General features: G+C 71.9%; 24 protein-coding genes and 1 pseudogene. 16 read left to right on the forward strand and 9 right to left on the reverse strand.

What is annotated here, in order from left to right:
- Nucleotides 1–155: 155 nt before the first annotated feature.
- Nucleotides 156–1802 carry an APC family permease gene (locus ACFV88_RS18980; RefSeq protein ID WP_385492629.1) on the forward strand — a complete coding sequence of 549 codons (1647 nt, stop codon included), beginning with the start codon at nt 156–158 and terminating at the stop codon, nt 1800–1802.
- Between the two features lie 114 nt (nt 1803–1916).
- A complete protein-coding gene (locus ACFV88_RS18985) occupies nt 1917–2819 on the forward strand; it encodes a hypothetical protein (RefSeq protein ID WP_385492725.1) in 903 nt (300 codons plus the stop codon).
- Here ACFV88_RS18985 and ACFV88_RS18990 read toward each other — a convergent pair.
- Nucleotides 2798–4060 (reverse strand): PIG-L family deacetylase, encoded by a 1263-nt coding sequence (locus ACFV88_RS18990; RefSeq protein WP_385492631.1) that lies wholly within the window; start codon nt 4058–4060, stop codon nt 2798–2800. The genes ACFV88_RS18985 and ACFV88_RS18990 overlap by 22 nt on opposite strands.
- A gap of 538 nt (nt 4061–4598) precedes the next feature.
- Between ACFV88_RS18990 and ACFV88_RS18995 the strand changes: the two genes are divergently transcribed.
- Complete coding sequence (locus ACFV88_RS18995; protein WP_385492632.1) at nt 4599–6032, forward strand: glycosyltransferase; 1434 nt, start codon at nt 4599–4601, stop codon at nt 6030–6032.
- Between the two features lie 151 nt (nt 6033–6183).
- Entirely contained in the window at nt 6184–7605 is a 1422-nt protein-coding gene (locus ACFV88_RS19000; RefSeq protein ID WP_385492635.1) for a DUF6056 family protein, read from the forward strand.
- A 261-nt stretch (nt 7606–7866) separates the two neighbouring features.
- Here the strand turns inward: ACFV88_RS19000 and ACFV88_RS19005 are convergent, their stop codons facing one another.
- Nucleotides 7867–8058 carry a hypothetical protein gene (locus ACFV88_RS19005; protein WP_385492636.1) on the reverse strand — a complete coding sequence of 64 codons (192 nt, stop codon included), beginning with the start codon at nt 8056–8058 and terminating at the stop codon, nt 7867–7869.
- Between the two features lie 137 nt (nt 8059–8195).
- On the opposite strand from ACFV88_RS19005, the gene ACFV88_RS19010 reads away from it, so the two are divergent.
- Complete coding sequence (locus tag ACFV88_RS19010) at nt 8196–8639, forward strand: hypothetical protein (RefSeq protein ID WP_385492638.1); 444 nt, start codon at nt 8196–8198, stop codon at nt 8637–8639.
- On the opposite strand, the gene ACFV88_RS19015 is transcribed toward ACFV88_RS19010, so the two are convergent.
- Together ACFV88_RS19015 and leuA are read right to left on the reverse strand one after the other, a co-directional pair.
- The gene (locus tag ACFV88_RS19015; RefSeq protein ID WP_385492639.1) at nt 8578–9384 is read right to left on the reverse strand and encodes an ABC transporter ATP-binding protein; all 807 of its coding nucleotides are present in this window, start codon (nt 9382–9384) and stop codon (nt 8578–8580) included. The genes ACFV88_RS19010 and ACFV88_RS19015 overlap by 62 nt on opposite strands.
- Nucleotides 9381–11183, reverse strand: a complete 1803-nt coding sequence (leuA, locus tag ACFV88_RS19020; protein ID WP_385492641.1) for a 2-isopropylmalate synthase — start codon at nt 11181–11183, stop codon at nt 9381–9383. Before leuA ends, ACFV88_RS19015 begins: the two co-directional genes overlap by 4 nt.
- A 190-nt stretch (nt 11184–11373) precedes the next feature.
- Here leuA and ACFV88_RS19025 point away from each other — a divergent pair, with 190 nt between their 5' ends.
- From ACFV88_RS19025 to ACFV88_RS19050, 6 genes are all read left to right on the forward strand, one after another.
- Nucleotides 11374–12063, forward strand: a complete 690-nt coding sequence (locus tag ACFV88_RS19025) for a FadR/GntR family transcriptional regulator (RefSeq protein ID WP_385492642.1) — start codon at nt 11374–11376, stop codon at nt 12061–12063.
- Between the two features lie 40 nt (nt 12064–12103).
- Entirely contained in the window at nt 12104–12643 is a 540-nt protein-coding gene (locus ACFV88_RS19030) for a thioesterase II family protein (RefSeq protein ID WP_385492644.1), read from the forward strand.
- A gap of 863 nt (nt 12644–13506) precedes the next feature.
- Entirely contained in the window at nt 13507–15057 is a 1551-nt protein-coding gene (locus tag ACFV88_RS19035) for an FAD-dependent monooxygenase (protein ID WP_385492645.1), read from the forward strand.
- Nucleotides 15058–15163: 106 nt separating this feature from the next.
- Nucleotides 15164–15862: a TetR/AcrR family transcriptional regulator gene (locus ACFV88_RS19040; RefSeq protein ID WP_385492647.1), complete on the forward strand. Its 699-nt coding sequence runs from the start codon at nt 15164–15166 to the stop codon at nt 15860–15862.
- A gap of 237 nt (nt 15863–16099) precedes the next feature.
- Nucleotides 16100–16528, forward strand: a complete 429-nt coding sequence (gene panD, locus ACFV88_RS19045; RefSeq protein WP_385492649.1) for an aspartate 1-decarboxylase — start codon at nt 16100–16102, stop codon at nt 16526–16528.
- Between the two features lie 264 nt (nt 16529–16792).
- Entirely contained in the window at nt 16793–17137 is a 345-nt protein-coding gene (locus ACFV88_RS19050; RefSeq protein ID WP_385492650.1) for a GNAT family N-acetyltransferase, read from the forward strand.
- 24 nt (nt 17138–17161) lie between these two features.
- Here ACFV88_RS19050 and ACFV88_RS19055 read toward each other — a convergent pair whose 3' ends face one another.
- Nucleotides 17162–17515: an ATP-binding protein gene (locus ACFV88_RS19055; RefSeq protein ID WP_385492652.1), complete on the reverse strand. Its 354-nt coding sequence runs from the start codon at nt 17513–17515 to the stop codon at nt 17162–17164.
- 195 nt (nt 17516–17710) lie between these two features.
- Nucleotides 17711–17950 carry a DUF5133 domain-containing protein gene (locus ACFV88_RS19060; protein ID WP_385492654.1) on the reverse strand — a complete coding sequence of 80 codons (240 nt, stop codon included), beginning with the start codon at nt 17948–17950 and terminating at the stop codon, nt 17711–17713.
- A gap of 260 nt (nt 17951–18210) precedes the next feature.
- Here ACFV88_RS19060 and ACFV88_RS19065 point away from each other — a divergent pair, with 260 nt between their 5' ends.
- Entirely contained in the window at nt 18211–18888 is a 678-nt protein-coding gene (locus ACFV88_RS19065; protein ID WP_385492655.1) for a TNT domain-containing protein, read from the forward strand.
- A 33-nt stretch (nt 18889–18921) separates the two neighbouring features.
- Nucleotides 18922–19155, forward strand: coding sequence for a hypothetical protein (locus ACFV88_RS19070; RefSeq protein ID WP_385492657.1), 234 nt, complete (start codon nt 18922–18924; stop codon nt 19153–19155).
- 374 nt (nt 19156–19529) lie between these two features.
- Here the strand turns inward: ACFV88_RS19070 and ACFV88_RS19075 are convergent, their stop codons facing one another.
- Nucleotides 19530–19772, reverse strand: coding sequence for a hypothetical protein (locus ACFV88_RS19075; protein WP_385492658.1), 243 nt, complete (start codon nt 19770–19772; stop codon nt 19530–19532).
- Between the two features lie 37 nt (nt 19773–19809).
- Here ACFV88_RS19075 and ACFV88_RS19080 point away from each other — a divergent pair.
- Nucleotides 19810–20133, forward strand: a pseudogene (locus ACFV88_RS19080) (5'-nucleotidase C-terminal domain-containing protein); the annotation flags it as partial.
- Between the two features lie 127 nt (nt 20134–20260).
- Here the strand turns inward: ACFV88_RS19080 and gndA are convergent.
- Entirely contained in the window at nt 20261–21703 is a 1443-nt protein-coding gene (gene gndA, locus ACFV88_RS19085; RefSeq protein WP_385492660.1) for an NADP-dependent phosphogluconate dehydrogenase, read from the reverse strand.
- Between the two features lie 99 nt (nt 21704–21802).
- Here gndA and ACFV88_RS19090 point away from each other — a divergent pair, with 99 nt between their 5' ends.
- Both ACFV88_RS19090 and ACFV88_RS19095 read left to right on the forward strand, forming a co-directional pair.
- On the forward strand, nt 21803–22777 hold the full coding sequence (locus ACFV88_RS19090) for an acetylxylan esterase (RefSeq protein ID WP_385492662.1): 975 nt from the start codon (nt 21803–21805) through the stop codon (nt 22775–22777).
- A gap of 149 nt (nt 22778–22926) precedes the next feature.
- On the forward strand, nt 22927–24249 hold the full coding sequence (locus tag ACFV88_RS19095; protein WP_385492663.1) for a transglycosylase family protein: 1323 nt from the start codon (nt 22927–22929) through the stop codon (nt 24247–24249).
- A 45-nt stretch (nt 24250–24294) separates the two neighbouring features.
- Here the strand turns inward: ACFV88_RS19095 and ACFV88_RS19100 are convergent, their stop codons facing one another.
- A complete protein-coding gene (locus tag ACFV88_RS19100) occupies nt 24295–25449 on the reverse strand; it encodes a DMT family transporter (RefSeq protein ID WP_385492666.1) in 1155 nt (384 codons plus the stop codon).
- Nucleotides 25450–25697 lie beyond the last annotated feature (248 nt).

A 25697-nucleotide genomic window follows, 5' to 3' on the forward strand; every position in this document is an offset into this window, starting at 1 on the left:
GCCGCGCCGGGTCACCGCCCCTTCCGCCGGTCGGGCCCCGTTCGGAGCAAGTTCCCGCCGTTGCGGGGCGCCCGGGCGGGTACCGGGAAGGGGAAGGGGAGCCAGCGGACGCGTGAGACGGTCGTGCGTCCCGTCCTGACCGTCAGCGAGGTCGTGTGTCCCTGCCGACGCCGATCCCACCCGGGGCGGCACCGAAACCGGGTCTTCGACGGGACATCGGCCTGATCGGCCTCGTCTGGACCTCCGTGGGGTCCGTCATCGGCTCCGGTTGGCTGTTCGGAGCGTTGTTCGCCGCGCAGTCGGCGGGGACCGCTGCCCTCGTCTCCTGGGGGATCGGGGCTCTGGCGGTCACGGTCTTGGCGTTCGTCCACGCCGAGCTGGGGGCCGCGTACCCGGTCGCCGGAGGCACCGCACGTTTCCCGCACTACGCCTTCGGCACCGTGGCGGGGGCTTCCTTCGGCTGGTTCTCATGGCTTCAGGCGGCTGCCACGGCTCCGATCGAGGTCATGGCGTCGTTGAACTACCTCAGCGTCCACGCCGACTGGGTGCAGACGGGGGAGAACCGGCTGTCCGCCGCCGGATACGGGCTGGCCGTCGCCTTCATGGCCTTCTTCGTCCTCGTGAACTTCTTCGGCATCCGCTGGCTCGCCCACACCAACAGCCTGGCCACCTGGTGGAAGGTCGCCGTCCCCGTGCTCACCATCGCCGTCCTGGCGAGCACCACCTTCCACGGGAGCAACTTCGGTCACCAGGGCTTCGCCCCGTTCGGCATCCAGGGCGTGCTCTCGGCCGTCAGCACCGGCGGGATCATCTTCGCGCTCCTCGGCTTCGAACAGGCGGACCAACTGGCGGGGGAGAGCCGCAACCCGGCACGGGACATCCCGCGGGCGGTGATCGGCTCGATCGTCATCGGCTCGCTCCTCTACCTGACGCTCCAGGTGGTCTTCATCGGAGCCCTGCCGCAGGACGCCTTCGCCCACGGCTGGGCCAACCTGTCGTTCACCGACAAGGCGGGGCCGTTCGCCGGCCTCGCCCTCTCCGCGGGGCTCAGTTGGCTCGCCGCGCTGATCTACATCGACGCGGTCATCTCCCCGACCGGCACGGGCCTGATCTACACCACCGCCGCGTCCAGGGTGTCGTACGGTCTCTCCCGCAACGGCTACGTGCCCGCGGTCTTCGAACGGACCACCGCGCGGGGCGTCCCCTGGTTCGGCCTGCTCTTCGCCTTCGCCGTCGGCCTGATCCTCTTCCTGCCCTTCCCCACCTGGCAGAAACTGGTCGGCTTCGTCACCTCCGCCAGCGTGCTGATGTACGCGGGCGCGCCGCTCGCGTTCGGGTGCCTGCGCAAGCAGGACCCGGGACGTCGCCGTCCGTACCGTCTCGCAGGTGGTGCCTTCTGGGCGCCCGTCGCCTTCATCGTGTCCAACCTGATCATCTACTGGGCGGGCTGGGACACCCTGTGGCGGCTCGGCCTGGCGATCGTGCTCGGTTACGTACTGCTGGGCACTTCCGCACTGCTCGGACTGAACCCGCGGGCCCCGCACCCGGACTGGCGCTCCGCGCAGTGGCTGCCGGTCTATCTGGGGGGCATGGGACTGCTCTCCTGGCAGGGCGGGTACTGCAGCGGCGGGCCGGCCTCGTCCGTGTCCTGCGGTGCGACCGGTGCCCTGCCCCTGTGGTGGGACACGGCGGTCATCGCCGGGTTCAGCCTGCTCGTCTACTTCTGGGCGCAGTCGGTCCGCCTGCCGGACGAGGCGAGTCAGGAGTACATCGGCTCGGTCGACGTCCGGCCCGGCCGTTGACCCGGGACCGTGGACGGACCGGCGATCCCGTACGGGTGCGCCCCGCGTGGCCTTGGGCCCTCCCCACGGCACTTGGCCGCGCGGTGGCCTACAGTCCATCCCGTGTCCTTGGGGATGGTGTGCGCGCTCGCTTCGGCCTGCTGTTTCGGCACGGCCTCCGTTCTCCAGGCCATCGCCGCCAGAGCCGTGGAAGCCGGCTCCGGCTCCGGCGTCGACCCCGTGCTGCTGTTCCGTGCTCTGCGCCAGTGGCGGTACGTCGCCGGTCTCGCGCTCGACGGCCTGGGGTTCCTCCTCCAGGTCATCGCCCTGCGCTCGATCCCCCTCTACGCGGTGGGCGCCGCGCTCGCCGCGAGCCTCGCGGTCACCGCCGTGGTCGCCGCCGGGCTCCTCGGAACCCGGCTGACCGTCGTGGAGTGGGCCGCGGTGGCCACGGTCTGCGGGGGACTGGCGATGATCGCCCTCGCCTCCGGGCCGGCGGGGAACCGCGTCGGACCGGCTGCCCTGCGCTGGTCCCTGCTCGGCGCCGCCCTCGCCGTCCTCCTGGTCGGCGTCTTCGCGGGGCGGTTCCCGCAGGGACCGCGCACACTGCTGCTGGGGCTCGGTGCGGGCGCGGGCTTCGGAGTGGTCGAGGTCGCGGTCCGGATGATCGACTCCCTCGCGGTTCCCCGGCTCTTCGCCGACCCGGCCCTCTATGCGCTGCTGCTCGGCGGGGCGGCGGGGTTCCTCCTGCTCACCTCGGCGTTGCGGGGCGGCTCGGTGACCGTGGCGACGGCGGGCATGATCGTGGCCGAAACGGCCGGACCCGCCCTGACGGGCGTCATCTGGTTGGGCGACCGGCCCCGCGAAGGTCTCCAGTGGCTGGCCGTCACGGGTTTCGCGGCGGCGGTGACGGGAGCGTTGGCCCTGGCACGGTTCGGTGACACGGGGGACGGGCCGGCGGCGCCGCCACCGAAGGGGGCACCCGCGGACGCGTGCGGGACCGCCGTCCGCCGCCGTCAGCCGCCCCAGCGCCAGTAGAGTTCGGGCCGGGGCCGCGTCCCGCAGTCGGCGAGCGTCAACTCGGGGTCCTGGTGGCTGCGGTCGTTCCAGCGGGGGGCGAACTTCCGGTCGTCCTGGAACAGACAGCGTCCCCCGTTCCCCGAGATCCGCCAGGCCGTGCGTTTCCACGTGCTGCTCGGCCACGGCTCACGGGTCCACCGCTGGTCCGGGCGGCCCGGCCCGCACCGCTGGAGACCTACGGCCGACGGCAGCGCGGTCAGACAGGAACCGGGGGCGAGTCGGGGCCTGATCGTGTCGCCGGGCCCCGTGTCCCACTGCTGCGCGGGGGACCCGTCACAGGCCCGGATGCCGACCGCGCCGACGTCCCGGGTCCCCGCTCCCGAGTGCAGACACCGCTCCGGGGCCCTTCCGGAGGAGAACGTGGTGCGCCCGATGTCTCCGAGGACCTCCCCGGGGCGCGGCTCGCGGTGGACCTGCTGGTACTGGCGGTGGGTCCAGCGGTCCCAGTCCTCGGCCAGGGGGCCCCGATAGGGCGTGGGCATGGTGCAGTGGTCGGTGCCGTGGCACTCCCGGTTGGCGATGTACCAGCGCACGGTCTCGTCCTTCTCCGCCACCTGTGCCGCGTCCAGATTGGCCTTCAACGGCGACATCGTGTACGCGAGGTAGGCGGTGACGGGCACGCCGAGTGCGTAGCCCACCCGGCGGACGTAGCGGGCGCCGATGCCGTGATCGCTGTGGTCGACCCCGCCGGCGAGGCTGAAGGCGAAGCTGGCGTTGTCGTGGTCGAGGGTGAGGATGCGCTCGGCCCGGCTCAGTCGGACCAGCGCCGTGACCGTCGCCAGCAGCTGGTCCTCCGTGTACGAGCCGCCCCCGCGGAACGCCGCGATGCTCCGTCGGTCGCCCCTGAACAGCCTCAGCAGACTGTTCTCCTGCTCGCCCTGGGGCAGGCCGTCGTGGAGGTCGAGGAACGTGAGACGCACATTGCTGACGCGTGCCCGGTCGTCCAGCAGATAGGAGCGCACACGACGGCTCCCGGCGTTCACGTCGGCCCGCTTCCAACGGTTGTCCGCCTCCGCCATCTCGGCGTAGGCGGCCCGGACCCCGAACTCCCGCTGGTCGGCGTAGGCCACCGCCGCGCGGCGGTCCTTCTTCCCCGCGTCCCCCGCCGTCAGGTACACGGTGTCGACCGGGCACCCCGCGCGGATCGTCCGCCGGACCTCGGGATCGACGAAGAACACGTCGTCGTCGGGGTGCGCCACCCCCACCAGCGTGCGTCGGCACCCGGGCACCTCGGACGGGGCGGAGCCGACGGCGGGCGTACCCGGATCACGAGGAGCGGGCGCCGTCCCCGGTGAGCAGGCCGAGCCGAGCAGGGCGCCGAGGACGAGCAGCCCACAGGCCCACGGCCCCGGCGCCCGGCGAAGGCATTGCGTCCACCACACTGCGGACCTCCCGCGACGGCACCCCCGACCCGCAGATGATCACTGTGCGGAGCCCCGCCGGCAACCGACGCGCCGGATCCGGCGCGCACCGTCGGCCGATCGGGTGGTCCGGCGGTCGGGGGCACCTCACGGGGCGTCGTCCGTCGTCACTCACCCGTGCGAACCAATGACACGGCCGGGCCCGGAAAGGGGTGATAGGCATCGGAGGGGAGACGCACGCACGTGTTCCGTCGTGATTCCTGTGCATGACGTGAGACGGAGGGATCCGGTGCAGAGGATTCGGTGCAGCGGACCCAGGGAGACCCCCCGAACGTACGGCTGTGGCCCATTCGCTACCCCAGGGAGATCGTGCCCGGTGACTACTCCGCAAATCTCCGTCGTGGTGCCCTGCTTCAACGAGTCCGAAGTCATCGAGGCGTTCCACACCACCTTGCTCTCGGCCGTCGAGCCGACCCGGGAGACGTTCGAGGTGTGCTACGTGGACGACGGCAGCAGCGACGGTACCCGCTCCCTGCTGAGCGGGATCGCCGCCGTCGACCCGCGCGTCCACTACACGGCCTTCAGCCGCAACTTCGGCAAGGAGGCCGCGCTCCTCGCCGGTCTGCGCATGGCCCGGGGACACGCCGTCGTCATGATGGACGCCGACCTCCAGCACCCACCGGCACTCCTGCCCCGCATGTTCGAACTGCACCGGCAGGGCTTCGACCAGGTGGTGGCCCAGCGCGACCGCAGCGGCGAAGGCGTCCTGCGCGCCGCCCTCAGCCGTGCGTACTACCGGCTGGTCCGTCACTGCATGGACGTCGACGTGGTCGACGGGGCGGGCGACTTCCGGCTGCTGTCGCGGCGCGCGGTGGAGAGCGTGCTGTCGCTGCCCGAGAGCAACCGCTTCTCCAAAGGCATCTTCTCCTGGATCGGCTTCGACACGGTCAGCTTCACCTACCACAACTGTCGGCGCGCCGCGGGCACGTCGAAGTGGGGAGGCAGGCGGCTGCTCAACTACGGCATCGACGGACTCATCTCCTTCAACAGCCGTCCGCTGCGCCTCGCCATCCACACCGGCCTGTGGATCTTCCTCTCCGCCCTCGCCTACGCCCTGTGGACCCTGACGAAGGTCGCCCTGGACGGCGCCTCGGTCCCCGGCTACGCCACGTTGCTGACCGCCGTCGTCGCGCTCAGCGGAATCCAGCTGGTGACCCTCGGAATCATCGGCGAGTACGTGGGGCGCATCTACCACGAGACGAAGAAGCGTCCGCACTACGTGATCCGGGAAACGGACGCGGCCCGCGGAGCATCCCCACCCGAAGAGCGGGTGCCGGACACGGCCGGCGCGGTGTCCGCGATACCCGAAGGGACGCGACGGGTGGTACGTCAGTTCCTGCTCTTCGTCGCGATCGGTTTCGTCAATACGGCCGTCTACTTGGTCGTCTACATGTCGCTGAACCGATGGCTCCCCTACCTGGCGGCGCACGTGCTGGGGTACGCGGTGAGCGTGGTGGGCTCGTTCCTCCTGAACTCGTACATCACCTGCCGGACCAAACCGACGTGGCACGCGTTCGTCCGCTACCCGCTGTCGAGCGTCGCCGGCCTCCTGGCGGCCGGTGGTCTCCTCTACCTCGCCGTCGGCCATCTGGGCATGGACGAGAACATCGCCGCCTTGGCCGCGGGAGTCCTCGTCACGCCGCTGTCCTTCCTGCTCGCCCGGTGGGCCATCACCTCCGGGGCGCCGGCGCAGTACCAGGCGCGCGGCAGCGATCTCAGACAGCCGGCGGACGAGTCCGACATCGCCTGAGGAGAACGGTCACCCCCGGACTGGGGATCGGCGCACCCCGAAGGACGGACGAAGGGCAACACCGCGCATGGTCATCGACGGCTCCGGAACGGTCGGTCCCCCGCAGTCGAACAAGGCTGAAGGGGAGCCGCGGGGGCAACGCACGCGGTCCGTGCGCCGGTGGAAGGAACACTGGGCCACGGTCTGCTCCCTGGTGCCGCTCGGCCTGCTCGCCGCGGCCATGTGGTTCGGACGGTGGGTACGGCCCAGCGGCGACGACTGGTGCTTCCTGCCCGTGGTGCGCGACGGCGGTCTCCCGGGGATGGTCGAGAAGTTCTACGTCCGCGACAACGGACGGGTGGCGAACGCCCTGCTGGTCTGGGCCTACGCGAGGTTCGGCGTTCCCGGTCACCAGTGGTTCGCACTGGTCAGCGGCCTCGTGGTGGTGGGCGTGCTCTGGGCCGTGACCGCCGCGGCGGTACGCAGGGCCGGCGTGACCGTCCCTCGGGGGGTTCCGCTCCTGGTGGCGTCCATGGTGACGGTCCTCTTCCTGTTCGCCTCGCCCAACACCTACAAGACGTTCTACTGGCCGGCGGCCTCCGTCTCCCACACCCTGGCTCCGGTGCTGGCCAGTGCGGCCGCGATCCCGTTGCTCCGAGCGCGCTCACGCGGGGGGAAGGCCGTCGCCCTCGGCACCGCCCTCCTGACCGGTGTCGTCATCGGCACCCTCTCGGAGGAGACCACCGTGGTCGTCCTGGTCGTCCTGGTGGGCGTGCTGCTGCTCAGCCGCCGGATCGTCCCCCGACCCCAGCGGAGCTACGTACGCCTCTGGTGTCTCACGGGAACCGCGGGAACAGTGATCGGGACCCTCGTGCTCGTCACGTCCCCGGGTTCACGCAACCGACGTGAAGGACGCGACGCGGGGCTGGCGTCCATGTTCGCTCCCGAATCCCTGACCGGGGCCGCGAAGAGCTTCGCCCGCATCCTCGAAACCCTCCTCACCACCTGGTCGTACGGTGGAGCGATCGCCGCCGGCGTTCTGCTGGGCGTGCTCGCCACGAGGGCGGGCGGCGGTACCGCCCCCCTGTCGAGACACCTCTCGCTGATGGGCGCGGGCGTCCTCGCCTTCCTCCTCGCCGGCTACCTCTGCGTCCTCGCCGTCTATCCCGTCTTCGGACCCGGGACGGTCACGTCCACCCGGGTGTGGAACGACTTCCTGTTCCTCTACCTCGTGCTGCTCCTCGGCATCGGCGTGCTCCTGGGGCATCGGCTGCGCCGACGGGTGCGGCGCCCCGCACTGGTGACGGTGGCCAGTACCGCTCTCTGCGGCCTGGTGTGCGTGATGCTCGCCCTCCCCCTCAACCAGCTGGAGGACACCATGCGGGTGCGGGCCCGGAACTGGGACCGTCAGGACCACTGGCTCCACACTCAGGCGCAGCGCGGCGCTCACGAACTGCCCTACCGCCCCACGTCGATCAGCAAGATGACGGAGCCCTTCGGAAGGGGCGGACGAAGGGCCTGGCCCAGCGGCTGCGTGGCGAGGTACTACCAGCTGGAGCGCATCACCCCCGCGAAGCGGTTCCCCTGGCAGTGAGTCCCTCGGCGACGACCGCACGGCGCCGTGTGACGGCCGCGCCGGCCGGTTCGGTCCCCAGGACGGTGACGGTGCCCTCGGACCCGTGGTGACGCATGCGGTCCACGGGCCGCTGGGCTACCGGTCCGTTGCCGACGACAAGAACGTTGCTCAACGTGTCACTCCTGGGAGGGGGCTATCCGCACGGCGCACACCGTCAACTCGGGCATGCCGCTGCGCGGGTCCAGCGCCGGGTGGGTGAACAGGTTGGCCCGGCCCGCGTCAGGAACGTGGAAGGGCACGAACCACGAACACGGTGTCCAGGCGCATCGTCGCGTCCAGCCGGACCCGGGCCGTCATGCTGCCGCGCGCGGTGCGGCGCTGGAACAGGCTGGAGACGCCGCTCGCGGCGAACGCCAGGCCGGCGACCGCGGCATCGCCGTAGTGACGCTCGGACATCAGGAATGGCAGCATCGCGGGGATCGCGCCCTGGTACGGGTCGTTGACCGCGTGCGTGCCGGCCAGGCCGCTGTCCGCATAACGGAGGGACTCGTCGCGCTGGAGGAGGGGCCGGTCCGACTCGCCGAGATGCTGGACGGCATCTGCACCCGGTGGGCCAGGGCATCGGTGCGGACGCCCTGACCGTGCCGCCGCCGCTGCCGGTCGCCCACCTCGCCGCGTTCGACGTCTACCCTCGCAACGAGGACCACTTCGACGGACTCCGCCGCCTCAAGGCGTTCAGGATGCGCGAGGTCGTGGCGCTGAGAACCCCGGAACAGGTGGTGGACCACCTCGATCAATCGGCGCACTTCCTGGACGCCCTGGCCGGAGAGGTCGGCCTGCCGCTGGAACGCCGTGCGGCCTCCGACCCCTTCTTCGACCAGTCCGGCGACCGCGCCGCGTTCCAGCAACTGCTTCCGGTCAAGCACGAGTGCGTCTACAAGGGGAGGGGTGGTGCACGCCGGCGGGCGCGCACCACCCCTCCCAGTCGCCTCAGTCGGCCCGCCGGGGCGCGCGGCGGGCCGTCACACTCCAGCGTCCGTCAGTGCGGGTGAGCCGGATGGGGTGGTCGAAACACTTGCTGACCTGATCGCTGGTGAGGACCTCGTCGGCGGGGCCGGAGGCCAGGCAGCGACCGTCGCGCAGCAGCATCACGTGGGTGGTCCGGGGAGGGAGCTCCTCCAGATGATGGGTGACCAGGACCGAGGCGAGGTCCGCGTACGTGTGCTGCAACGTGTCGAGCCGCTCGATGAGCTGCTCGCGGCCGGCGACGTCCAGACCGGTCGCGGGTTCGTCGAGCAGCAGCAGCCGCGGACTGGGCATCAGCGCCCGGGCGATCAGCGTGCGGCCCCGCTCGCCCTGGGAGAGAGTCGGCCAACGTGCCTCCCGGCGGTCGCCGAGGCCGAGCAGCCCGATGAGACGATCGGCCAGGGCGACCTGCTCGGGGGCCGGGGTCCAGCGCGGCACGCGTTCGAGGGTGTTGGTGACCCCGGTCAGGACGACGTCGTGGACCTTGAGGGCCGAGAGCAGGTGGTGCCGTGGGTTGACGTGTCCGACGTGGGAACGCAGTTGACGCATGTCGACCCGTCCCAGCCGGTGGCCCAGTACCTCGACGCTGCCACGGGTGGGGTGGGTGAGCGCCCCGAGGAGGCCGAGCAGGGTGGTCTTGCCCGCACCGTTGGGGCCGAGCAGCGCCCAGTGCTCGCCGGCCCGCACGGTCAGCGACACCTCGCTCAGGATCGCGCTGCCGTCGCGGACGACCTCCACGTCCCGCGCGTGGAGCACCGGTGCCGTGGTCACGAGGACCCCTGTTCGCAGCGGTTGACGGCGGCCATGACCGCGTGAACGGACGCGGTCAGCACGGAGGTGTCCCAACCCGCGGCCCAGCAGGTCACGCCGTTCACCCGGCATTCGGCGTAGGCCACGGCGGAGCTGCCCGGCCCGGTGCTGATGGAGTGCTCGGTGTAGTTGAGGATGTCGACGGTGATGCCCACGGTGCGCAGGGCGTCGGCGAGGGCGGACAGCGGTCCGTTGCCGGTGCCGCGGCAATGGTGCTCCTGCCCGCGCAGGCGCAGGGTGCAGGTGAACCGGTGCTCCCCGGGGGCGGGTTCCGCGGAATTCCAGGAGGCCAGGGTGAGGGGACCGTCCAGGGCCGGGGCGATGTAGGTGGTGCGGAAGAGCTGCCACAGCTCCTTGTGGCTCAACTCCCGGCCGGTGGAGTCGGTGACGTGCTGCACCGTGCGGGAGACGTCCGGGCGCATCGACCGGGGCAGGTCCAGCCCGTGGTGGGTGTGCAGGAGGTGGGCGATGCCTCCCTTGCCGGACTGGGAGTTGATGCGGATGACCTCCTCGTACGTACGGCCGATGTCACCCGGGTCGATGGGCAGGTAGGGCACGGCCCACGGCGCCTCCTCGGCGGCGAGGCCCTGCTCGGCGGCCTGCTTGGCGTGGTGGGCCATGCCCTTGGCGATGGCGTCCTGGTGGGTGCCGGAGAAGGCGGTGTGCACGAGTTCGCCGCCGTACGGGTGACGGGGGTGGACCGGTAGCCGGTTGCAATGCTCCACCACCTCGCGCACCGCGTCGATGTCGGAGAAGTCGACCATCGGGTTCACGCCCTGTGCGTACAGGTTGAGGGCCAGGGTCACCAGATCGACGTTCCCGGTGCGCTCGCCGTTGCCGAACAGGCAGCCCTCCACGCGCTGCGCCCCCGCCATGACGGCGAGTTCGGCGCAGGCGACGCCGGTGCCGCGGTCGTTGTGCGGATGGACCGAGAGGATCACCGAGTCGCGGCGCGCCAGGTGGCGGTGCATGTACTCGATCTGGTCCGCGTACACGTTGGGTGTGGCGATCTCCACGGTCGCGGGCAGATTGTGGATCACCGGCCGGTCGGGGCTGGCCTCCCACAGCTCGGTCACGCTGTTGCACACCTCCAGGACGAAGTCCGGCTCCGTGAGGTTGAAGACCTCCGGGGAGAACTCGAAACGGAGATCGGTGCCCGGCTTCTGTTCGGCCTTGCGCATCAGATAGCCGGCGGCGTCCAGGATCAGCCCGTGAACCTCGGCGCGGGAGCGGCCCAAGACCACGTCCCGCCAGGTGGGCGCGGTCGCGGTGTAGAGGTGTACGAGGGTCCGGGGGAGCCCTTCCACGGAGGCGACGGTCCGGTCGATCAGGTCCTCGCGGGCCGCGGTGAACACGGAGATCGTCACGTCGTCGGGGACGGCGCCGCTGTCGGCCAGGTGCCGGACGAAGTCGAAGTCGGTCTGGCTGGCGGACGGGTAGCCGACCTCGATCTCCTTGAAACCCATCGTGACCAGGAGGTCGAACATCCGACGCTTACGTTCGGTGTCCATCGGCTCGGCCAGCGCCTGGTTCCCGTCCCGCAGGTCGACCGGCACCCACAACGGGGCCCGCTCGATCTGACGCGAGGGCCAGGTGCGGTCCGTCAGCGGGAGGGCCACCCGCTGGTGCGCGGGCTGGTAACGGTGGTGCGGCATCGCGCTCGGGCGCTGCGGGTTCCAGCGCGGCGCGTCCGCCGGGACACCGCCGGCAGGAGTGCGCAGGGCGGGAAACACCGTGCTCTGAGAGGGAAGAACTGCCATGGTGTGCGGAACTTCTTTCAGTCGGTCATCGTGTGACCGGCGCAGCCCGATACCCCGCTGCGGGGTGCCGGTCGTGTCAGGCCCCGCAGCGGCAGCCGAGAAGAAGGATTCCGTGCCACAGCATGCGAGGTACGGTAACGAGAACTCAGCTCCTCAGACAACCCGAGAGGTACGGGAAGGTGAATCTCCCATGTCGCTAGGCGCCTTGCGGCCATTCCCCTTGGTCGAACAGGCCACGGAACACCTGCGCGAGCAGATCACGGGCGGTGAGTGGGCCGTCGGAACGAAACTCCCCGGCGAGACCGCTCTCGCCAAGTCCCTCGGCGTGGGACGCTCCACCATCCGTGAAGCGCTGCGCGCACTGGCCGGTGCGGGACTGGTGCAGGCGCGCCAAGGATCCGGTGTCTTCGTCATCGCCGCCAAGCCCAAGGACGACTGGTCCGCCCAGCTCCGCCAGGCGCTCATCACGGACGTCTACGAAGTGCGGATGCTCATCGAGGTGGAGGCCGTGCAACTGGCCGCGCAGCGCCGGACCGAGGACGACATCACCGCCCTCCACGAGGCCCTGGCCAGGCGCCGTGACGCCGCGAACGCCGGCAACGCCGAGTTCGTGGCGGCCGACATCGCCCTGCACCAGGTCATGGTCGCCGCGGCCCACAACCAGGTACTCCTCGCCCTGTTCACCGAGTTCATACCGGTGTTGCAGCGACGACTCCTCGATCTGGTCGAGCTGCTCAGCCTGCGCTCCGACGATCCGAACCACGGCGACGAGGGGCACGCCGTTCTGGTGCACGCCGTCGTGCGGGGGGATGCCGAGGCGGCCGGACGAGCGCTGCGGGACGAGCTCCAACAGACCCTCGCCCTCCTCCACTCCCTCTGAGCCACGTCGTCGCCCGTCGCCCTCCCAGAGAGCGGTAGCCATGCTCGATGCCGAACCGTGGATACGGCCCTTCCCCGCCGCGGCGATACCCACCACCCCCTGGACGGTCCTCTTCTTCCCTCACTCGGGCGGCTCCACCGGCTCCTACCAGGAGCTCGCGGCACGGCTGGCCGACACGGCCCGGACGGCGTGCGTGCAGTACCCCGGGCGGGCCGAGCGAAGGTACGAGCCTCCCTTCACCGATGTGCACGTCCTCGCCGGCCAGGTGGCCGAAGCGCTGGCCCCGGCCCGCGGGGACGGACCGCTGGTCCTCTTCGGTCACAGCCTGGGGGCGGCGGTGGCCTACGAGGTCGTCCGACGCATGCCCGATCGGCGACGGCTCGTACTGGTGGCCTCCGGGCATCCCGCCCCTTCGCGCATCACGCTGCCCGCCCTGGACGACCCTGTCGGCGAGGACTCGACGTCTGGGCAGGGGAGCGGCACACCTCCTCGACACTGCGGGTGCACGAGTTGCCAGGGGGCCACTTCTTCACCAACGAGCGCGCCGCGGACGTGGCGGACATCTTGCGCGGTGTCATGACGAACGGAAGAGCGCTCGACGCGTGTCCGTGACCTAGCTGGGCGTGGGTCCGTGAGGCCGAGCGGGAGCAGGTCCGCGGCCGGCAGGTGCGGGGGTTCGCACCGCCGCCAGGCCGCAGCGACCGAGGCCGCGCGGCCGCGCTCGCACCGACGAGCTGGTGCGACCGTGCCCTCACGGTCCGGCCGATGGCTTTCCCGAGCACCCGCCGACCGCTCGTGGCCGGACCTCTGCAACCGTGGATCTCCAAGCACTGTGTCATCCCAGGTTCACCTGCGGGCTGACTGGCTTCCCGCAGCTCCATAGCGCTGCCGGGCGCGGAATCGGTCGATTGCGCCCCCTCTCTTCGCCTCCTGCGAGGGCGTCCACTGGCGCGGCGGCATGATGCACAAGGTCGGCCTTCTCTCAAGCTCAGCGCGCCCCGGCCAACCTCGTCCCGGATTGGCGCCGCGCGGGACACCCCGCGCCGATGGTGGCCGTCGCCCTCGCCGCGCCGGATTCTCGACCGCGAGTTGTCGGCAGGTACCAAGCCTCTGCGACGAGTCGCCCCGCGCCCAGAACCGCACCGAAGAGGTACCCCACCCCTCGTGTTGCTGTAGTGGCGCCCGGTGGCCTTGGACCGCGCGACCGGGTGGATCGTGGCCGCGACCGGATTCACCAGATGTTCACCGAGGCCCGCCTCGGGCTCGGGGAAGTCCAGGTACTGCGTGGAGGCCCTGCCTGTGTGACCACTGCCGCCTCCATCGCTGCCTCCGCTGCCATCGAGCGCTGCTCTCGCCGACGGGCCGGATAACCGGCGCCTATTTACGGCTACACTGTAGCCGTAAATGAAGCAGAATCCATCCGAAACGGACTTATGGGGAGTGATGACGGTCGACGGACAGCTCAACGGCACGCCGATGGACGCCGACGTGGTCGTGGTCGGAGCCGGGCCGGTGGGCCTGGCGCTCGCTCTGGACCTCGCCCGCCGCGGCATCTACGCACGCGTTCTGGAGCGCGGCTCGGGAACCTTCGAGGGGTCGCGGGCCAAGGGTGTGCAGCCCCGCACCCTGGAGGTGTTCGACGACCTCGGGATCGCCGCCGACGCCAGGGCCGCCGGCGGGCCGTACCCGCCGATGGGCCTGCACATCGGACCCTTCACCAAGACGTGGCAGATGCAGCACCCCGCCCCGGCCGCCGCCGCGACCCCCTACCCCGACATCCTGCTGCTGCCGCAGTACGCCACGACTGCCCTGCTCCACCGCGCCGTGCTGGCCCAGGGCGGCACGGTCGAATTCGGTGTCACCGCGGAGCAGATCACCCAGCACGAGGACGCTGCCACCGTCACGACCGGCGACGGCCGACTGCTGCACGCCCGGTTCGTCGTCGGGGCCGACGGCGGCGGCAGCACGGTCCGCAAGGCCATCGGTGCCGCCTTCGAAGGCCGCACCGACGAGGCCGACCGGATGATCATCGCCGACGCCCGCGTCGACGGCCTCGCCCCGGACCGCTGGCACGTCTGGCCCCGCACCGGCAGCCGCACCCTCGCCGCCTGCCCCCTGCCCGGGAGCGACCTGTTCCAACTCATGATCACCATCCGGCCCGACGACCCCGCCGACCTCACCGAGGAGGCCCTGGCCGCCCTGCTCAAGCGCCGGGCCGGGCGCTCACTGCGCCTGCACGGCCTGACCTGGGCCTCCGTGTTCCGGCCCAACATCCGTCTGGCCGACCGCTATCGCAATGGCCGCCTGCTCATCGCCGGTGACGCCGCCCACGTCCACACCCCCGCCGGAGCCCAGGGACTCAACACCGGTATCCAGGACGCCTACAACCTCGGCTGGAAGCTCCAGCAGGTCCTCGCCGGAGCCCCCGACAGCCTGCTCGACACCTACCAGGGCGAGCGCCGCCCGGTCGCCGCCAAGGTTCTGGGCCGCTCCACCGAGCTCTACGCCGGACTCAAGCAGCCCCGCGCCCGCGCCCTGACCCGCGGTGACGAGGAACGCCAGCTGGGTCTGTCCTACTTCGGCGGCCCCCTGGCGCCCGCCGACGCCGCCTCCACCGCCGCGCTGCACCCCGGCGACCGCGCCCCCGACGCCCCCCTGCCCGACGGCGGCCGAATCTTCGACCTCTACCGCGGCCCCCACTTCACCGCCCTCGCCTTCGGCACCCGCGCCGGTGAGGCGCTCGCCTCCCTCCACTGGCCCGCCGCCGGCACCCCCCTGCACCGCCACACCCTCCTGACCGCCACCACCGCGAGCACCTCCACCCCCGACGCGGCGAGCCTCCTGACCGCCTACGGCATCACCGACGACACACTCATCCTGGTCCGCCCCGACGGCTACATCGCCCACATCCACCGGCCCGGCACCCCCACGCCCCCCGGGGCCGGCCTCACCGAAACCCTCCGCCGGCTCACCCCCGCCCCACCCGCGGCCTGACCGCGGGGCCACCGGCAGCACGATCGCGTCTCCGGCGGCCCCGCGCCCGCTACCGTGAACCGCAAACCCACCCCGCGAACCAGGCCCCGTGCACAAAGGACACCGCATGACCAGCACCCCCGCCCCCGGAACCCCGGCCTGGTGGCTCCGGCGCACCGCACCGACCGCTACCCCCCGCCGGGGCCGCGGCCGGCCCTCCCTCGACACCGACCACATGGTCGCCACCGCCCTGCACCTCATCGACGAACACGGCGTTCAGGCGTTCTCCCTGCGCACCCTCGCCGACGCCCTCGGCTCCAGTACCGCCACCCTCTACCGCCACTTCGCCAACAAGGACGAAATCCTCGCCCTGACCGTCGACCTCGCCCTCGGCGAAGCCGACACCGTCCCTCCAGCCGCTCCCGCCAGCTGGAGGGACGTACTGAGCACCATGGGGCACCAGCTGCGCGCTGTCCTCACCCGGCACCCCAGCCTCCTTCCCACCCTCATGGACCACGTCCCCGTCGGCCCCAACGCCCTCGCCCAGCGCGAACGCGTCCTCGCCGCCCTGCTCCGCCACGGCCTGCCGCCCGCTCTGGCGGCCCGCGCCTTCATCGCCGTCGGCCACTACGTCATCGGCTTCGCCGTCCAGCAGCGCGAATCCGACGGCCCGCCCCTCGCCGACTACTACGGCAAACTCGACCCCACCACCCACCCCGCCATCGCCGCCACGGCCGAAAGCCTCACCGCAGTCAACCCCGACGACGAGTTCACCTTCGGTCTCGACCTTCTCCTCGACGGACTCGCACAGCAGGCGGACCGCTGAGCCCGAAAGGCCTTGAGCCTCCTGCGGAGCGTCCGTACGTCCTCGCCGCGTTCCAAGCTCCCCCGCACTGCAAGTCCGCAACAACGGCCCGCCAGATTGTTCGACAGGAGTGGGGCCAGCTCCAGCGGGCCGGGGAGACCCGCGGGCCCCTGCCCGGCATCATCTCGTTGTAGGGTGGAGAAACCGCCCTTGACCTGCATAAACGCAGGCAGGGAGCCTAGCCCCAGGAGTACCCCGATGCTGCGCACCATGTTTAAGTCCAAGATCCACCGGGCGACCGTCACCCAGGCTGACCTGCACTACGTCGGTTCCGTGACGATCGACGCGGACCTCCTGGACGCCGCTGACCTGCTGCCCGGTGAGCTCGTCCACATCGTCGACATCACCAACGGCGCCCGCCTGGAGACGTACGTCATCGAGGGCGAGCGGGGTACCGGCGTCATCGGGATCAACGGCGCGGCGGCCCACCTGGTGCACCCCGGCGACCTGGTGATCATCATCAGCTACGCCCAGGTCGAGGACGCCGAGGCCAGGGCGCTGCGTCCCCGGGTGGTCCACGTCGACGAGGGCAACCGGATCGTCGAGCTCGGCGCCGACCCCTCCGCACCGGCACCCGGCGGCGACACCCGGCGGGCCCCGCACACCGCGGTGCCCGCGTCCGCCTGAGGGTACGAACGTGCCCGCTGAGGCGAGCCCGACGCCGCGCCGAGCCCCCCGGGCCCGTACCGTCGTCGCACCAGCACCAGCACCAGCACCAGCACCAGCACCAGCACCAGCACCAGCACCAGCACCAGCACCAGCACCAGCACCAGCACCAGCACCAGCACCGGAGGGGCGGCCGAGTCGTCACCGGGTGCCGCACCACGTGGAACGTCCGGGCCCGTACCAGCGGTCCCGGATCGACGAGCAGACCGGAGGAACGGGAACACCATGACCGACACGGAGATCAGGGACGACCGCGCGGCAGGCCGGCTGGAAGCCCACGCGGACGGCGAACTCGCCGGTCACATCGCCTACTTCGTCCTGACGGAACCGGGTCCCGCCCTGGTCCCCGTGCACACCGTGGTGCGGCCGGAGTTCGAGGGCCGGGGCATCGCCGGGTCCCTCGCCCGTGAGCTGTACACCATCGCCGCGCGCGAGGGCGTCCCGGTCGCCCCGCTGTGCCCGTACGTCGTGAAGTGGGCCGCCCGCCATCCGGAGGAGGCGCCCGTCGCCGATCCGGAGCTCCTGCGGGCCGCCAAGCGGTACGTCGCCGCGCACCCCGAGCAGTGGTGAAGGGGCCCGAACCGGTCCGGCGGATCAGCCCGTCGGTACGAGAGCGCGGACGGCCTTGCCGCCCCCGGGGAGCCGGGTCACGGTGATCTCCCGTGCCAGTCGGATGATCAGCGGCCACCCGTAGCCGCCGCCCAGGTGCGGTCGGGGGAACCCGCTCCGGCCGTGGGCGGCGCCGGGCAGCGCCTCGCTGCGGTCGCACACGGTCAGCCGCACGCCGTCGGGCACCACGGTCGCTTCGAAGCGCGTCACCCCACCGCCGTGCACGAGGGCGTTGGTGACGAGTTCGGAGGTCACCAACAGCAGGTCGATGACGGTGGGTTCGTCTAGGACGGTGGGTTCGTCCAGCCGGGCGGACCCACCCGGTGAGTGCCCGCTCATCAGGGCCAGCACCAGGCGACGGGCCTCGCCGGCGGTTGCGGGGCACCCCGTGACCGCGGGGTGCCCGACTCGGGCGGCGCCCGCTCCGGCGTCAGAAGCCGGCCGGCTCTCGCCGGGGCCCGCCCCTCGGGCGACCGCGGCACCGGCCGAGGTGCGCGGTGGGGCGGATGCGAACGGCTCGGCCACGGGGGCGGCTCAGGCCGCCCGGCGCACGGCCGACGGGGCGTGCGCGCCACAGCAGCTCCGGGCGAGTGCGGTGTCCGCCGCGGCGACCGCGTCCCGCGGGTCGTCGGTGCGGGTCACCTGGCACAGGGCACGGGAGACGTCCTCCAGCGCCCGGCGCTGCCGAGGGCCGTCCTGTTCGGCGACGGCGATGCGCAGGGTCGCGTACCGGGTGAGCAGGTCGCGAAGGACCTCGGGTGACGATGGGTGCACGGGATGAACTCCTTACGGTCCTCCCGCTTGTGTCCCGTCTGATCGACTCCACACCTTCCCGCGTCGCTCCTCCTCGGTGACGTACCGGCCCTGCTCGCCGACCGGTCACCGGGCCGTGGGTGACTCCTCGTCGCCCCCCCGCCGAACGGCGGGTCTGCTTTGGATCCGACACTGACCAGGTGGGCGATACGCATCGCGCTCGCACGAACGCGGTGCGTAAGCTGTGCGCTCGGATGATCACCACCCGAGGAGATGTCTGAGTGAACCGCGTCCGTACCGTCCTGGCCGCGCTCGGTGTCGCGGCGACCGCGGCGGCGGCACCCGCCGCCCATGCCGCCCCCGCCCCCACCGCCGCGGGCTCCCCCGCCGCCCCCACGGCCGCGCCCTGCACCGGCGCGTACGAGGGCGATGCCCGGCTCGGCCCCGAGCACCTCCCGGCCAAACGCGACAAGCCGGTCGGCCCGCTCCTCAAGGGCTGGCAGCGCACCGGCCAGCTCAACTCCGAGGACTTCCTGAAGAAGTACTGGGAGGGCCCCGCCGACACCGGTGGTTGGAAGTACCCGCCCAACGACGGATTCGCCGAGGTCAACGGGCAGCTCGACAAGGAACCGGCGAAGCTGCGCAAGGGCCAGCGCCTCGACCGCTTCGGCTCCGAGTACGGCTCCTACCTCGCTCCGGCGGGCGACGCCTACGCCAAGCGGGCGTTGCCTCCGCAGAGCCTCAACACCCGGGACGCCGCCGTCCCCTGCGACTACCGCGTCTACAAGGTGGCCAAGCCCTTCTGGGTGTGGAAGGGCGGCATCGCCCCGTGGTTCGAGCAGCCCGGCGGCGGCAAGCAGATCAAACTCGACCCCGTCTTCCTCGACCCGGGCCAGGGCCAGCGCCTGAACGTCAAGTGGCTCCTCGACCATGGCTACCTCACCCCGGCCACCCGCTGACCCCTCGAGGGACGCCGCCGGGCAGGTGACCCGGTGAACCGCTACGAGTTGCACCGCGCGCTCGCCGCCGCGGGCGTCCCCGACGGCTACTACCGCATCGAGGACGCCCACGAGCCGGTCCCCGTCCCCACCGACTTCTTGTTCCTGCGCCGCTCGTCGGACGGAGGTTGGGAGACCGGGGTCTACGAACGCGGCAGGTACGAGGTGGTCACCCACCACACCACCGAGGCGGCTGCCTGCGCCGCGCTACGGCGCCTGCTCGGCTGAGGCGCCGGTCGGCGTCCCCCCTCGGGGTGAGCGGACGGGCACTCCCGGGTGGGGGAGCGGGTAGCCGGGGGAGGAGTCCAGCTAGTCGACCGCGACCATCGGAGGCCCCTCATGACCCATCCCTTCCCCACCCCCGTGCCGCCCGGACCGACCCCCGGCCCGCTGCCGGGCCCCGACCATCCGCAGCCCCCGCCGACCGACCCGGTCCCCACACCCCCCGGCCCCCGTCCGCCGTCCCCGCCCGCCCCCGAACCCGTGCCCTCGCCGTCGCCGGTCCCCGAGCCCCCCGGCCCCGAGCCGACCCCGCAACCGGGACCCGCCTCCTGAGCGTCAGCCGGCCACCGCGGGCCGGGGCGTGGAGGATCGAACGACCACTACCGGTCGGGGGTGAAGCACCCCGCCGTCCGGCTGATCTCCTGCGCCGCCGGTCCGCGGCGGCGCCCAGCGCCGCGCCCGCGCCGCGCGAGCCCGTTCAACTGCTCGCCCTCAACGACCTCCACGGCAACCTCGACCCCGTGGACGGCGTGGCCGGCCGCATCACGCACCGGGGTCAGGCGATCCAGGCGGGCGGCCTCGCGCAGTTGGCCACCCTCGCGGAGCGTGCACGGGCGGACCAACGCAACACGCTGACCGTCGCAGCGGGCGACATGATCGGTGGCAGTCCGCGATGGCGAAGCTCATCGACCCCGCTCGGCAGCTTCCTCACCGCCGCCCAGGTCGGCTCCCTGCGCACCCACGCCGCTGACCGGTGCCCAACTCACCGCGGCGCTCCGGCAACAGTTCAGCGGCGCCGACGCGGCCGTGCCCGTCTGCCTCCAACTGTCCGACGAGCTCCGCTACTCGGTCGACCTGAGCCGGTCCGGAGCGGACCGGTTGCTGGCCGACGCCATCCGGGTGAAGGGGCAGCCCGTCACCGCGGACGGCACCTACCGGGTGCCCGTCAACGACTTCCTCACCAACGGCGGCAACGGCTTCACCGTGTTCACCGAGGTCACCGCCCGCGCCCGGCAGGATCACCTTCCTGAACCCGTAGGTCCGTCCGGCCCCGCCCACGGGCCCCGGAACCGGTGCGCGACCGGTCCCGGGGCCCGTTCGGCTCGGCGGGCTAGTCGGCGGACACCTCCGAACGGTCCCCGCCCCACAGGGTGTGGAACGAGCCGTCCCGGTCCGTGCGCCGGTAGGTGTGCGCCCCGAAGAAGTCCCGCTGCCCCTGGGTCAGCGCCGCCGGCAGCCGCTCGGCGCGCAACGCGTCGTAGTACGCGAGCGCCGCCGAGAAACCGGGCGTCGGAACGCCCTGCTGCGTCGCGGCGACCAGCACCGCCCGCCAGTCGTCCTGCGCCGCTCCGATCTCCTTGGCGAAGCCCTCGTCCGAGAGCAGGCTCGGCAGCTCGGGCCGTGCGTCGTACGCGGCCCGGATGCGGTCCAGGAACGCCGCACGGATGATGCAGCCGCCCCGCCAGATCGACGCCACCGCGCCCAGGTCGATGTTCCAGTCGTACTCCGCGCTGCCCGCGGCGATCTCGTGGAAGCCCTGGGTGTACGAGACGATCTTCGACGCGTACAGGGCCTGCTCCACCTGCCGGGCGAACGCCGAGGCCTGCGCCTCGTCGAGGGGCCGGGCCGTCGGCCCCGGCAGCGACCGGGAGGCGTCGCGCAGGTCCGTGTGGCCGGACACGGACCGTGCGAACACGGCCTCCGCGATGCCCGACACCGGAACCCCCAGGTCGAGCGCGATCTGCACGGTCCAGCGGCCGGTGCCCTTCTGCTCGGCGCTGTCCCGGACGACGTCCACGAACGGCTTCCCGGTCGCCGCGTCGACGTGGGAGAGGACCTCGGCGGTGATCTCGATGAGGTACGAGTCCAGCCGGCCGGTGTTCCACTCGCGGAAGATCTCCGCGATCCGCGCGGGAGAGTACCCCGCGACATCGCGCAACAGCTGGTACGCCTCGGCGATGAGCTGCATGTCGGCGTACTCGATGCCGTTGTGCACCATCTTGACGAAGTGTCCGGAGCCGTCCGGCCCGATGTGCGTCACACAGGGCGCGCCGTCCTTCGCCTTCGCGGAGATCCTCTCCAGCATCGGCCCGAGCGACGCGTACGACTCGGCCGGACCGCCGGGCATGATGCTCGGCCCGTGCAGTGCGCCCTCCTCGCCGCCGGAGATGCCGGCGCCGACGAAGTGGAGTCCCTGCTCGCGCAGCTCCCGCTCGCGGCGTCGGGTGTCCGCGAAGTGCGCGTTGCCCCCGTCGATGATGGTGTCCCCCGGTTCCAGCAGTGGGGCGAACTCCCGGATCACGGCGTCCGTCGGCTCCCCCGCCTTCACCATGATCACCAGGCGGCGCGGGCGTTCCAGGGCGGCGACGAAGTCCTTGGCGCTCTCCGTGGGTACGAAGATGCCCTCCTCGCCGAACTGCCTGACGAGGTCGTGGGTGCGCGAGGCGGTGCGGTTGTGTAGGGCGACGGTGTAGCCGTTGCGGGCGAAGTTGCGAGCGAGGTTGCGTCCCATCACGGCGAGGCCCGTGACACCGATCTGAGCTTGGGTGGTCATTCCTGAGGCTCCTGGATTCGGATGTTGTAGGTCGTGATGATCAGTATTGCGCTCACCCGTAGGGTGGGGCGCCGACAACCTGTACGAAAAGGAACATCCGTGGCCCATTTCGATCTGCCCCTTCCCGAGTTGCGCACCTATCGCCCCGATCTGTCGGAACCGGAGGACTTCGACGCCTTCTGGCAGCAGACCCTGGGCGAGGCCCGTGAGCACGACGTCGACGCCCGTTTCGTGCCGGTCGACGCGGCGCTCGTCGGCGTCGAGGTCTTCGACGTGACGTTCGCGGGCTTCGGCGGACACCCCGTCAAGGGATGGCTCGTACTGCCCGCCGGCACGACCGGGCCGATACCGGCGGTCGTCCAGTACCTCGGCTACGGCGACGGTCGCGGACTGCCGCACGAGCACCTGCTGTGGGCGACCGCCGGGTTCGCCCACTTCGTGATGGACACCCGGGGACAGGGCTGCGACGGGGACCGGCAGGGCGACACGCCGGACCCGGTCGGCTCCCCGCCCTCGCACCCCGGCTTCATGACCCGGGGCGTCGAGAACCCCCGGGACTACTACTACCGCAGGGTGTTCACCGACGCGGTCCGGGCGGTCGACGCGGTCCGCAGCCACCCGTTGGTCGCCGCGGACCGGGTCGCCGCCGTCGGCGGCAGTCAGGGGGGCGGGATCACGCTCGCCGTGGGCGGTCTGGTGCCTGACCTGGCGGCCATCGCCCCCGACGTGCCGTTCCTGTGCCACTTCCGCAGGGGAGCCACCCTCACCGACCGCCTTCCGTACCGCGAGATCGGTGCGTACCTGAAGGCGCGTCGCGGGGGAGAGGAGCGGGTCTTCCACACCCTGTCCTACTTCGACGGGGTGCACTTCGCGGCCCGGGGCCGTGCGCCCGCCCTCTTCTCCACGGCACTGGAGGACGAGGTGTGCCCGCCGTCCACGGTGTTCGCCGCGTTCAACGCCTACGCAGGTGGGGAGCGCTCCATGGAGGTGTACTCCTTCAACGGTCACGAGGGCGGCGGCCCCTATCAGCAGGCAGTCCAACTGCGCTGGGTGTCGGAACACTTGAAGGGGTAGCGGACCGTGCCGGCCCCGGCACGCACCGGGGCCGGCCGTGCGGTCGGTGAGCGACTGATTACCCTCTTGTCCGCCCGGCCGGGTAACACATAGTTTGGCGAATCCTGATGCCTCGGGGGCCGACCCCGTAGGACAACAAGGGGGCGCAAATGGCCGTGCGTGGCCGACACCGCAGGGTCCAGCCGAAGCGGATCAACCGGACCTCTCTGACCCTCACCGTCGGCGGCGCCGGATTCGCCATGCCGCTCATCGGCGCCGACCTCGCCCACGCGGCGGACGTCAGCACCTGGAACAAGGTCGCCGCCTGCGAGTCCAGCGGTGACTGGAACACCAACACCGGCAACGGCTACTTCGGCGGCCTCCAGTTCACCCAGTCCACCTGGGAGGAGTACGGCGGCCGGGTCTACGCACCCCGCGCCGACCTGGCCACCAAGGACCAGCAGATCGCCATCGCCGAGCGGGTGCTCAAGGGGCAGGGCCCCGGTGCCTGGCCCAACTGCTCGGTCCGCGCGGGCCTCACCCGCGGCGGCGACGCACCCGACGTCAACCCCACGGCCGGCCGGCAGAAGGCGCTGCCCGACCGGTCGGCCCGCGGTGACGCACGGGACGCCAAGCCGGAGACCACCCCGCAGTCCCGCGCGGGCAAGGCGAAGATGTACACCGTTGTCACCGGGGACTCGCTCTCCGGGATCGCCGCCGACCGCCGGGTCCCCGGTGGCTGGCAGCGCCTGTACCAGGGGAACCGGGCGACGATAGGCGACGACCCCGACCTGATCATCCCCGGTCAGCGGCTCGCCCTGGACCCCAAGGCGCGCACCGCTCCCAAGGAGCGCGACCGGCCCGCCGACCGGGAACGCAAGCGGGCCGCCGAACCGCAGGCGAAGAAACCGGTGGCGAAGAAGCCCGCGGCCGAGAAGCCCGCGGCCGACAAGCCCGCGGCCAAGAAACCGTCCGCCGCGCCGGAGAAGAGCGGTCGAGATTCGGCCACCGCGAAACCCAAGAAGAAGGACACTCCCGAACGCCGTCAACCCGCCTCGGCCACCCGCGGCGACGACCGCCGATCCTCCGGCCAACTCACCGCCCCGGTCGCCGCCGACACCGGCACGGGCTACCGGGTGGCCGGCCGGCACTGGTCGAAGGGGTACCACACGGGCATCGACTTCCCGGTGCCCACCGGGACCTCGGTCAGATCCGTGGCCAACGGCCAGGTGGTGTCCGCCGGATGGGCCGGATCGTACGGCTACCAGGTGATCATCCGTCACACGGACGGCCGGTACAGCCAGTACGCCCACCTCTCCGCGATCTCCGTCCGGTCCGGTCAGAGCGTGGTGAGCGGGCAGCGCATAGGCCGTTCGGGCAACACCGGCAACAGCACCGGGCCCCACCTGCACTTCGAGATCCGCACGGGCCCCGGCTTCGGCACGGACATCGACCCGGTGGCCTACCTGCGCGCGGGCGGCGTCCGCATCTGACACCGACCGGCCCCGGCGGCACCCGCCGCCGGGGCCGACCCGGACCTACGTTCCCACCCGGTCCCGCAGCAGGTGGATCCGGTACTCCGTGTGGTCCCGCACCGAACGCGGTCCCGCCCCCGCCCCCGACTCGCGCGGCCTGCGCAACTCGCCGGGCAGCTCCGGCTCGCGGTGCCCCTGCGGGCCGATGCGCTGCGAGGGCACGGCCGACACGCCGGAGGAAACCGTCAGCACTCCCGGGACCGCCCCGTCCGGCCGCCTTCCGGGCAGCACGTCCGTTTCGCTCACCTCGTCGTCCGGCCGGTCGCCCGCCCCGGTACCCGCGGTGTCCGACTCCTCGTCCGCGGTCACCGAGGTGCCCGCCTGCTGCTCGCGTCCGATGCGTTCGGTCGTCAACAGGATCAGACCGCCCGCCGCGACCACCCCGCAGCCGAGGGCGAGCAGGGTCCCCGTCGCCCCGTAACGGAACGTCTCGCCGAACAGCGTCAGCCCCACCGCGGTGGCCACCACCGGGTTCACCACCGTGACGGTCGACAACGGCGCCGCCAGCCCCGCGCCCCGGTACGACGACTGGGACAGGAACATGCCCGCCGTCGCCATCACCGCGATCACCACGAGGCTCATGACGTCCACCGAGGGCGAACGGCCCGCCCAGTCCACGGCGACGGCCTTGGTGAACACCGATCCGATCCCGAACGCCACACCGGCGCCACCGGCCAGCAACACGCTGCGCACCGCCGGATGCCGGTGGGCCGCCCGACCCGCCACCGTCAGGGTCACCAGCACGCCCGCGGTCACCAGCGCCAGCACCACGCGTTCTTGACCGTCCATGGACTGGTCGTCGGCGGCGCCCATCAGCGACAACAGACCGGCCAGGCCGACCGTCGCCATCAGCGCCCCGCGCCAGGCCGCCGCCCCCGCCTTGCGGTGCACGAAGTAGGCCGCCATCGGCAGCGCGAACACGATCGTCAGGGCGCCCAACGGCTGCACCAGGCTGAGCGGTCCGTAAGCGAGCGCGATCACGTGGAGCACCGCTCCGACGCCGTTGAGCCCGACCGCGCCCCACCACGCGGGACGCCGCAGCGCCGCGAGGACACGGTCCGGGGCGTTCGCCGCCACCCGCTCCTGGACGATCGCCCCACCCGCGTACGCCACCGCAGACACGAGGCAGAGCACCACCGCGAGGACGAAGCCGCTCATGCGCGTCTCCCGGCAGTACGGAGGGCCCTACGCGGGGTGCGGCGCGCCCGGCGCGGCGGTGGGTGGGATGTCATGGTTCCAGCATCCCGCTCATGGGTCGTCACGTCGTCGTACCTGAGCACGCAATCCGTCCTACTGCCGATGGAGTAGTCCCCTTAGGGAACTCCGCCCGTAGTCGTCCCCAAGGTGGACGCGGGTCAGCCCCCGGCCGTCCTCCCCACGGGGGACGGCCCGCGGGCGCCGCGGCC

It is taken from the genome of Streptomyces sp. NPDC059816, assembly GCF_042732055.1.
GTDB lineage: Bacteria > Actinomycetota > Actinomycetes > Streptomycetales > Streptomycetaceae > Streptomyces.

Coding starts and splice junctions, on each gene's coding strand:
- ACFV88_RS19025 (WP_385492642.1), top strand. CDS start 11,374: ATGTCGCTAGGCGCCTTGCGGCCATTCCCCTTGGTCGAACAGGCCACG.
- ACFV88_RS19035 (WP_385492645.1), top strand. CDS start 13,507: ATGACGGTCGACGGACAGCTCAACGGCACGCCGATGGACGCCGACGTG.
- ACFV88_RS18985 (WP_385492725.1), top strand. CDS start 1,917: ATGGTGTGCGCGCTCGCTTCGGCCTGCTGTTTCGGCACGGCCTCCGTT.
- ACFV88_RS19055 (WP_385492652.1), bottom strand. CDS start 17,515: ATGAGCGGGCACTCACCGGGTGGGTCCGCCCGGCTGGACGAACCCACC.
- panD (WP_385492649.1), top strand. CDS start 16,100: ATGCTGCGCACCATGTTTAAGTCCAAGATCCACCGGGCGACCGTCACC.
- ACFV88_RS19095 (WP_385492663.1), top strand. CDS start 22,927: ATGGCCGTGCGTGGCCGACACCGCAGGGTCCAGCCGAAGCGGATCAAC.
- ACFV88_RS19030 (WP_385492644.1), top strand. CDS start 12,104: ATGCTCGATGCCGAACCGTGGATACGGCCCTTCCCCGCCGCGGCGATA.
- ACFV88_RS19005 (WP_385492636.1), bottom strand. CDS start 8,058: ATGCTGCCATTCCTGATGTCCGAGCGTCACTACGGCGATGCCGCGGTC.
- ACFV88_RS19040 (WP_385492647.1), top strand. CDS start 15,164: ATGACCAGCACCCCCGCCCCCGGAACCCCGGCCTGGTGGCTCCGGCGC.
- leuA (WP_385492641.1), bottom strand. CDS start 11,183: ATGGCAGTTCTTCCCTCTCAGAGCACGGTGTTTCCCGCCCTGCGCACT.
- ACFV88_RS19100 (WP_385492666.1), bottom strand. CDS start 25,449: ATGAGCGGCTTCGTCCTCGCGGTGGTGCTCTGCCTCGTGTCTGCGGTG.
- ACFV88_RS19050 (WP_385492650.1), top strand. CDS start 16,793: ATGACCGACACGGAGATCAGGGACGACCGCGCGGCAGGCCGGCTGGAA.
- gndA (WP_385492660.1), bottom strand. CDS start 21,703: ATGACCACCCAAGCTCAGATCGGTGTCACGGGCCTCGCCGTGATGGGA.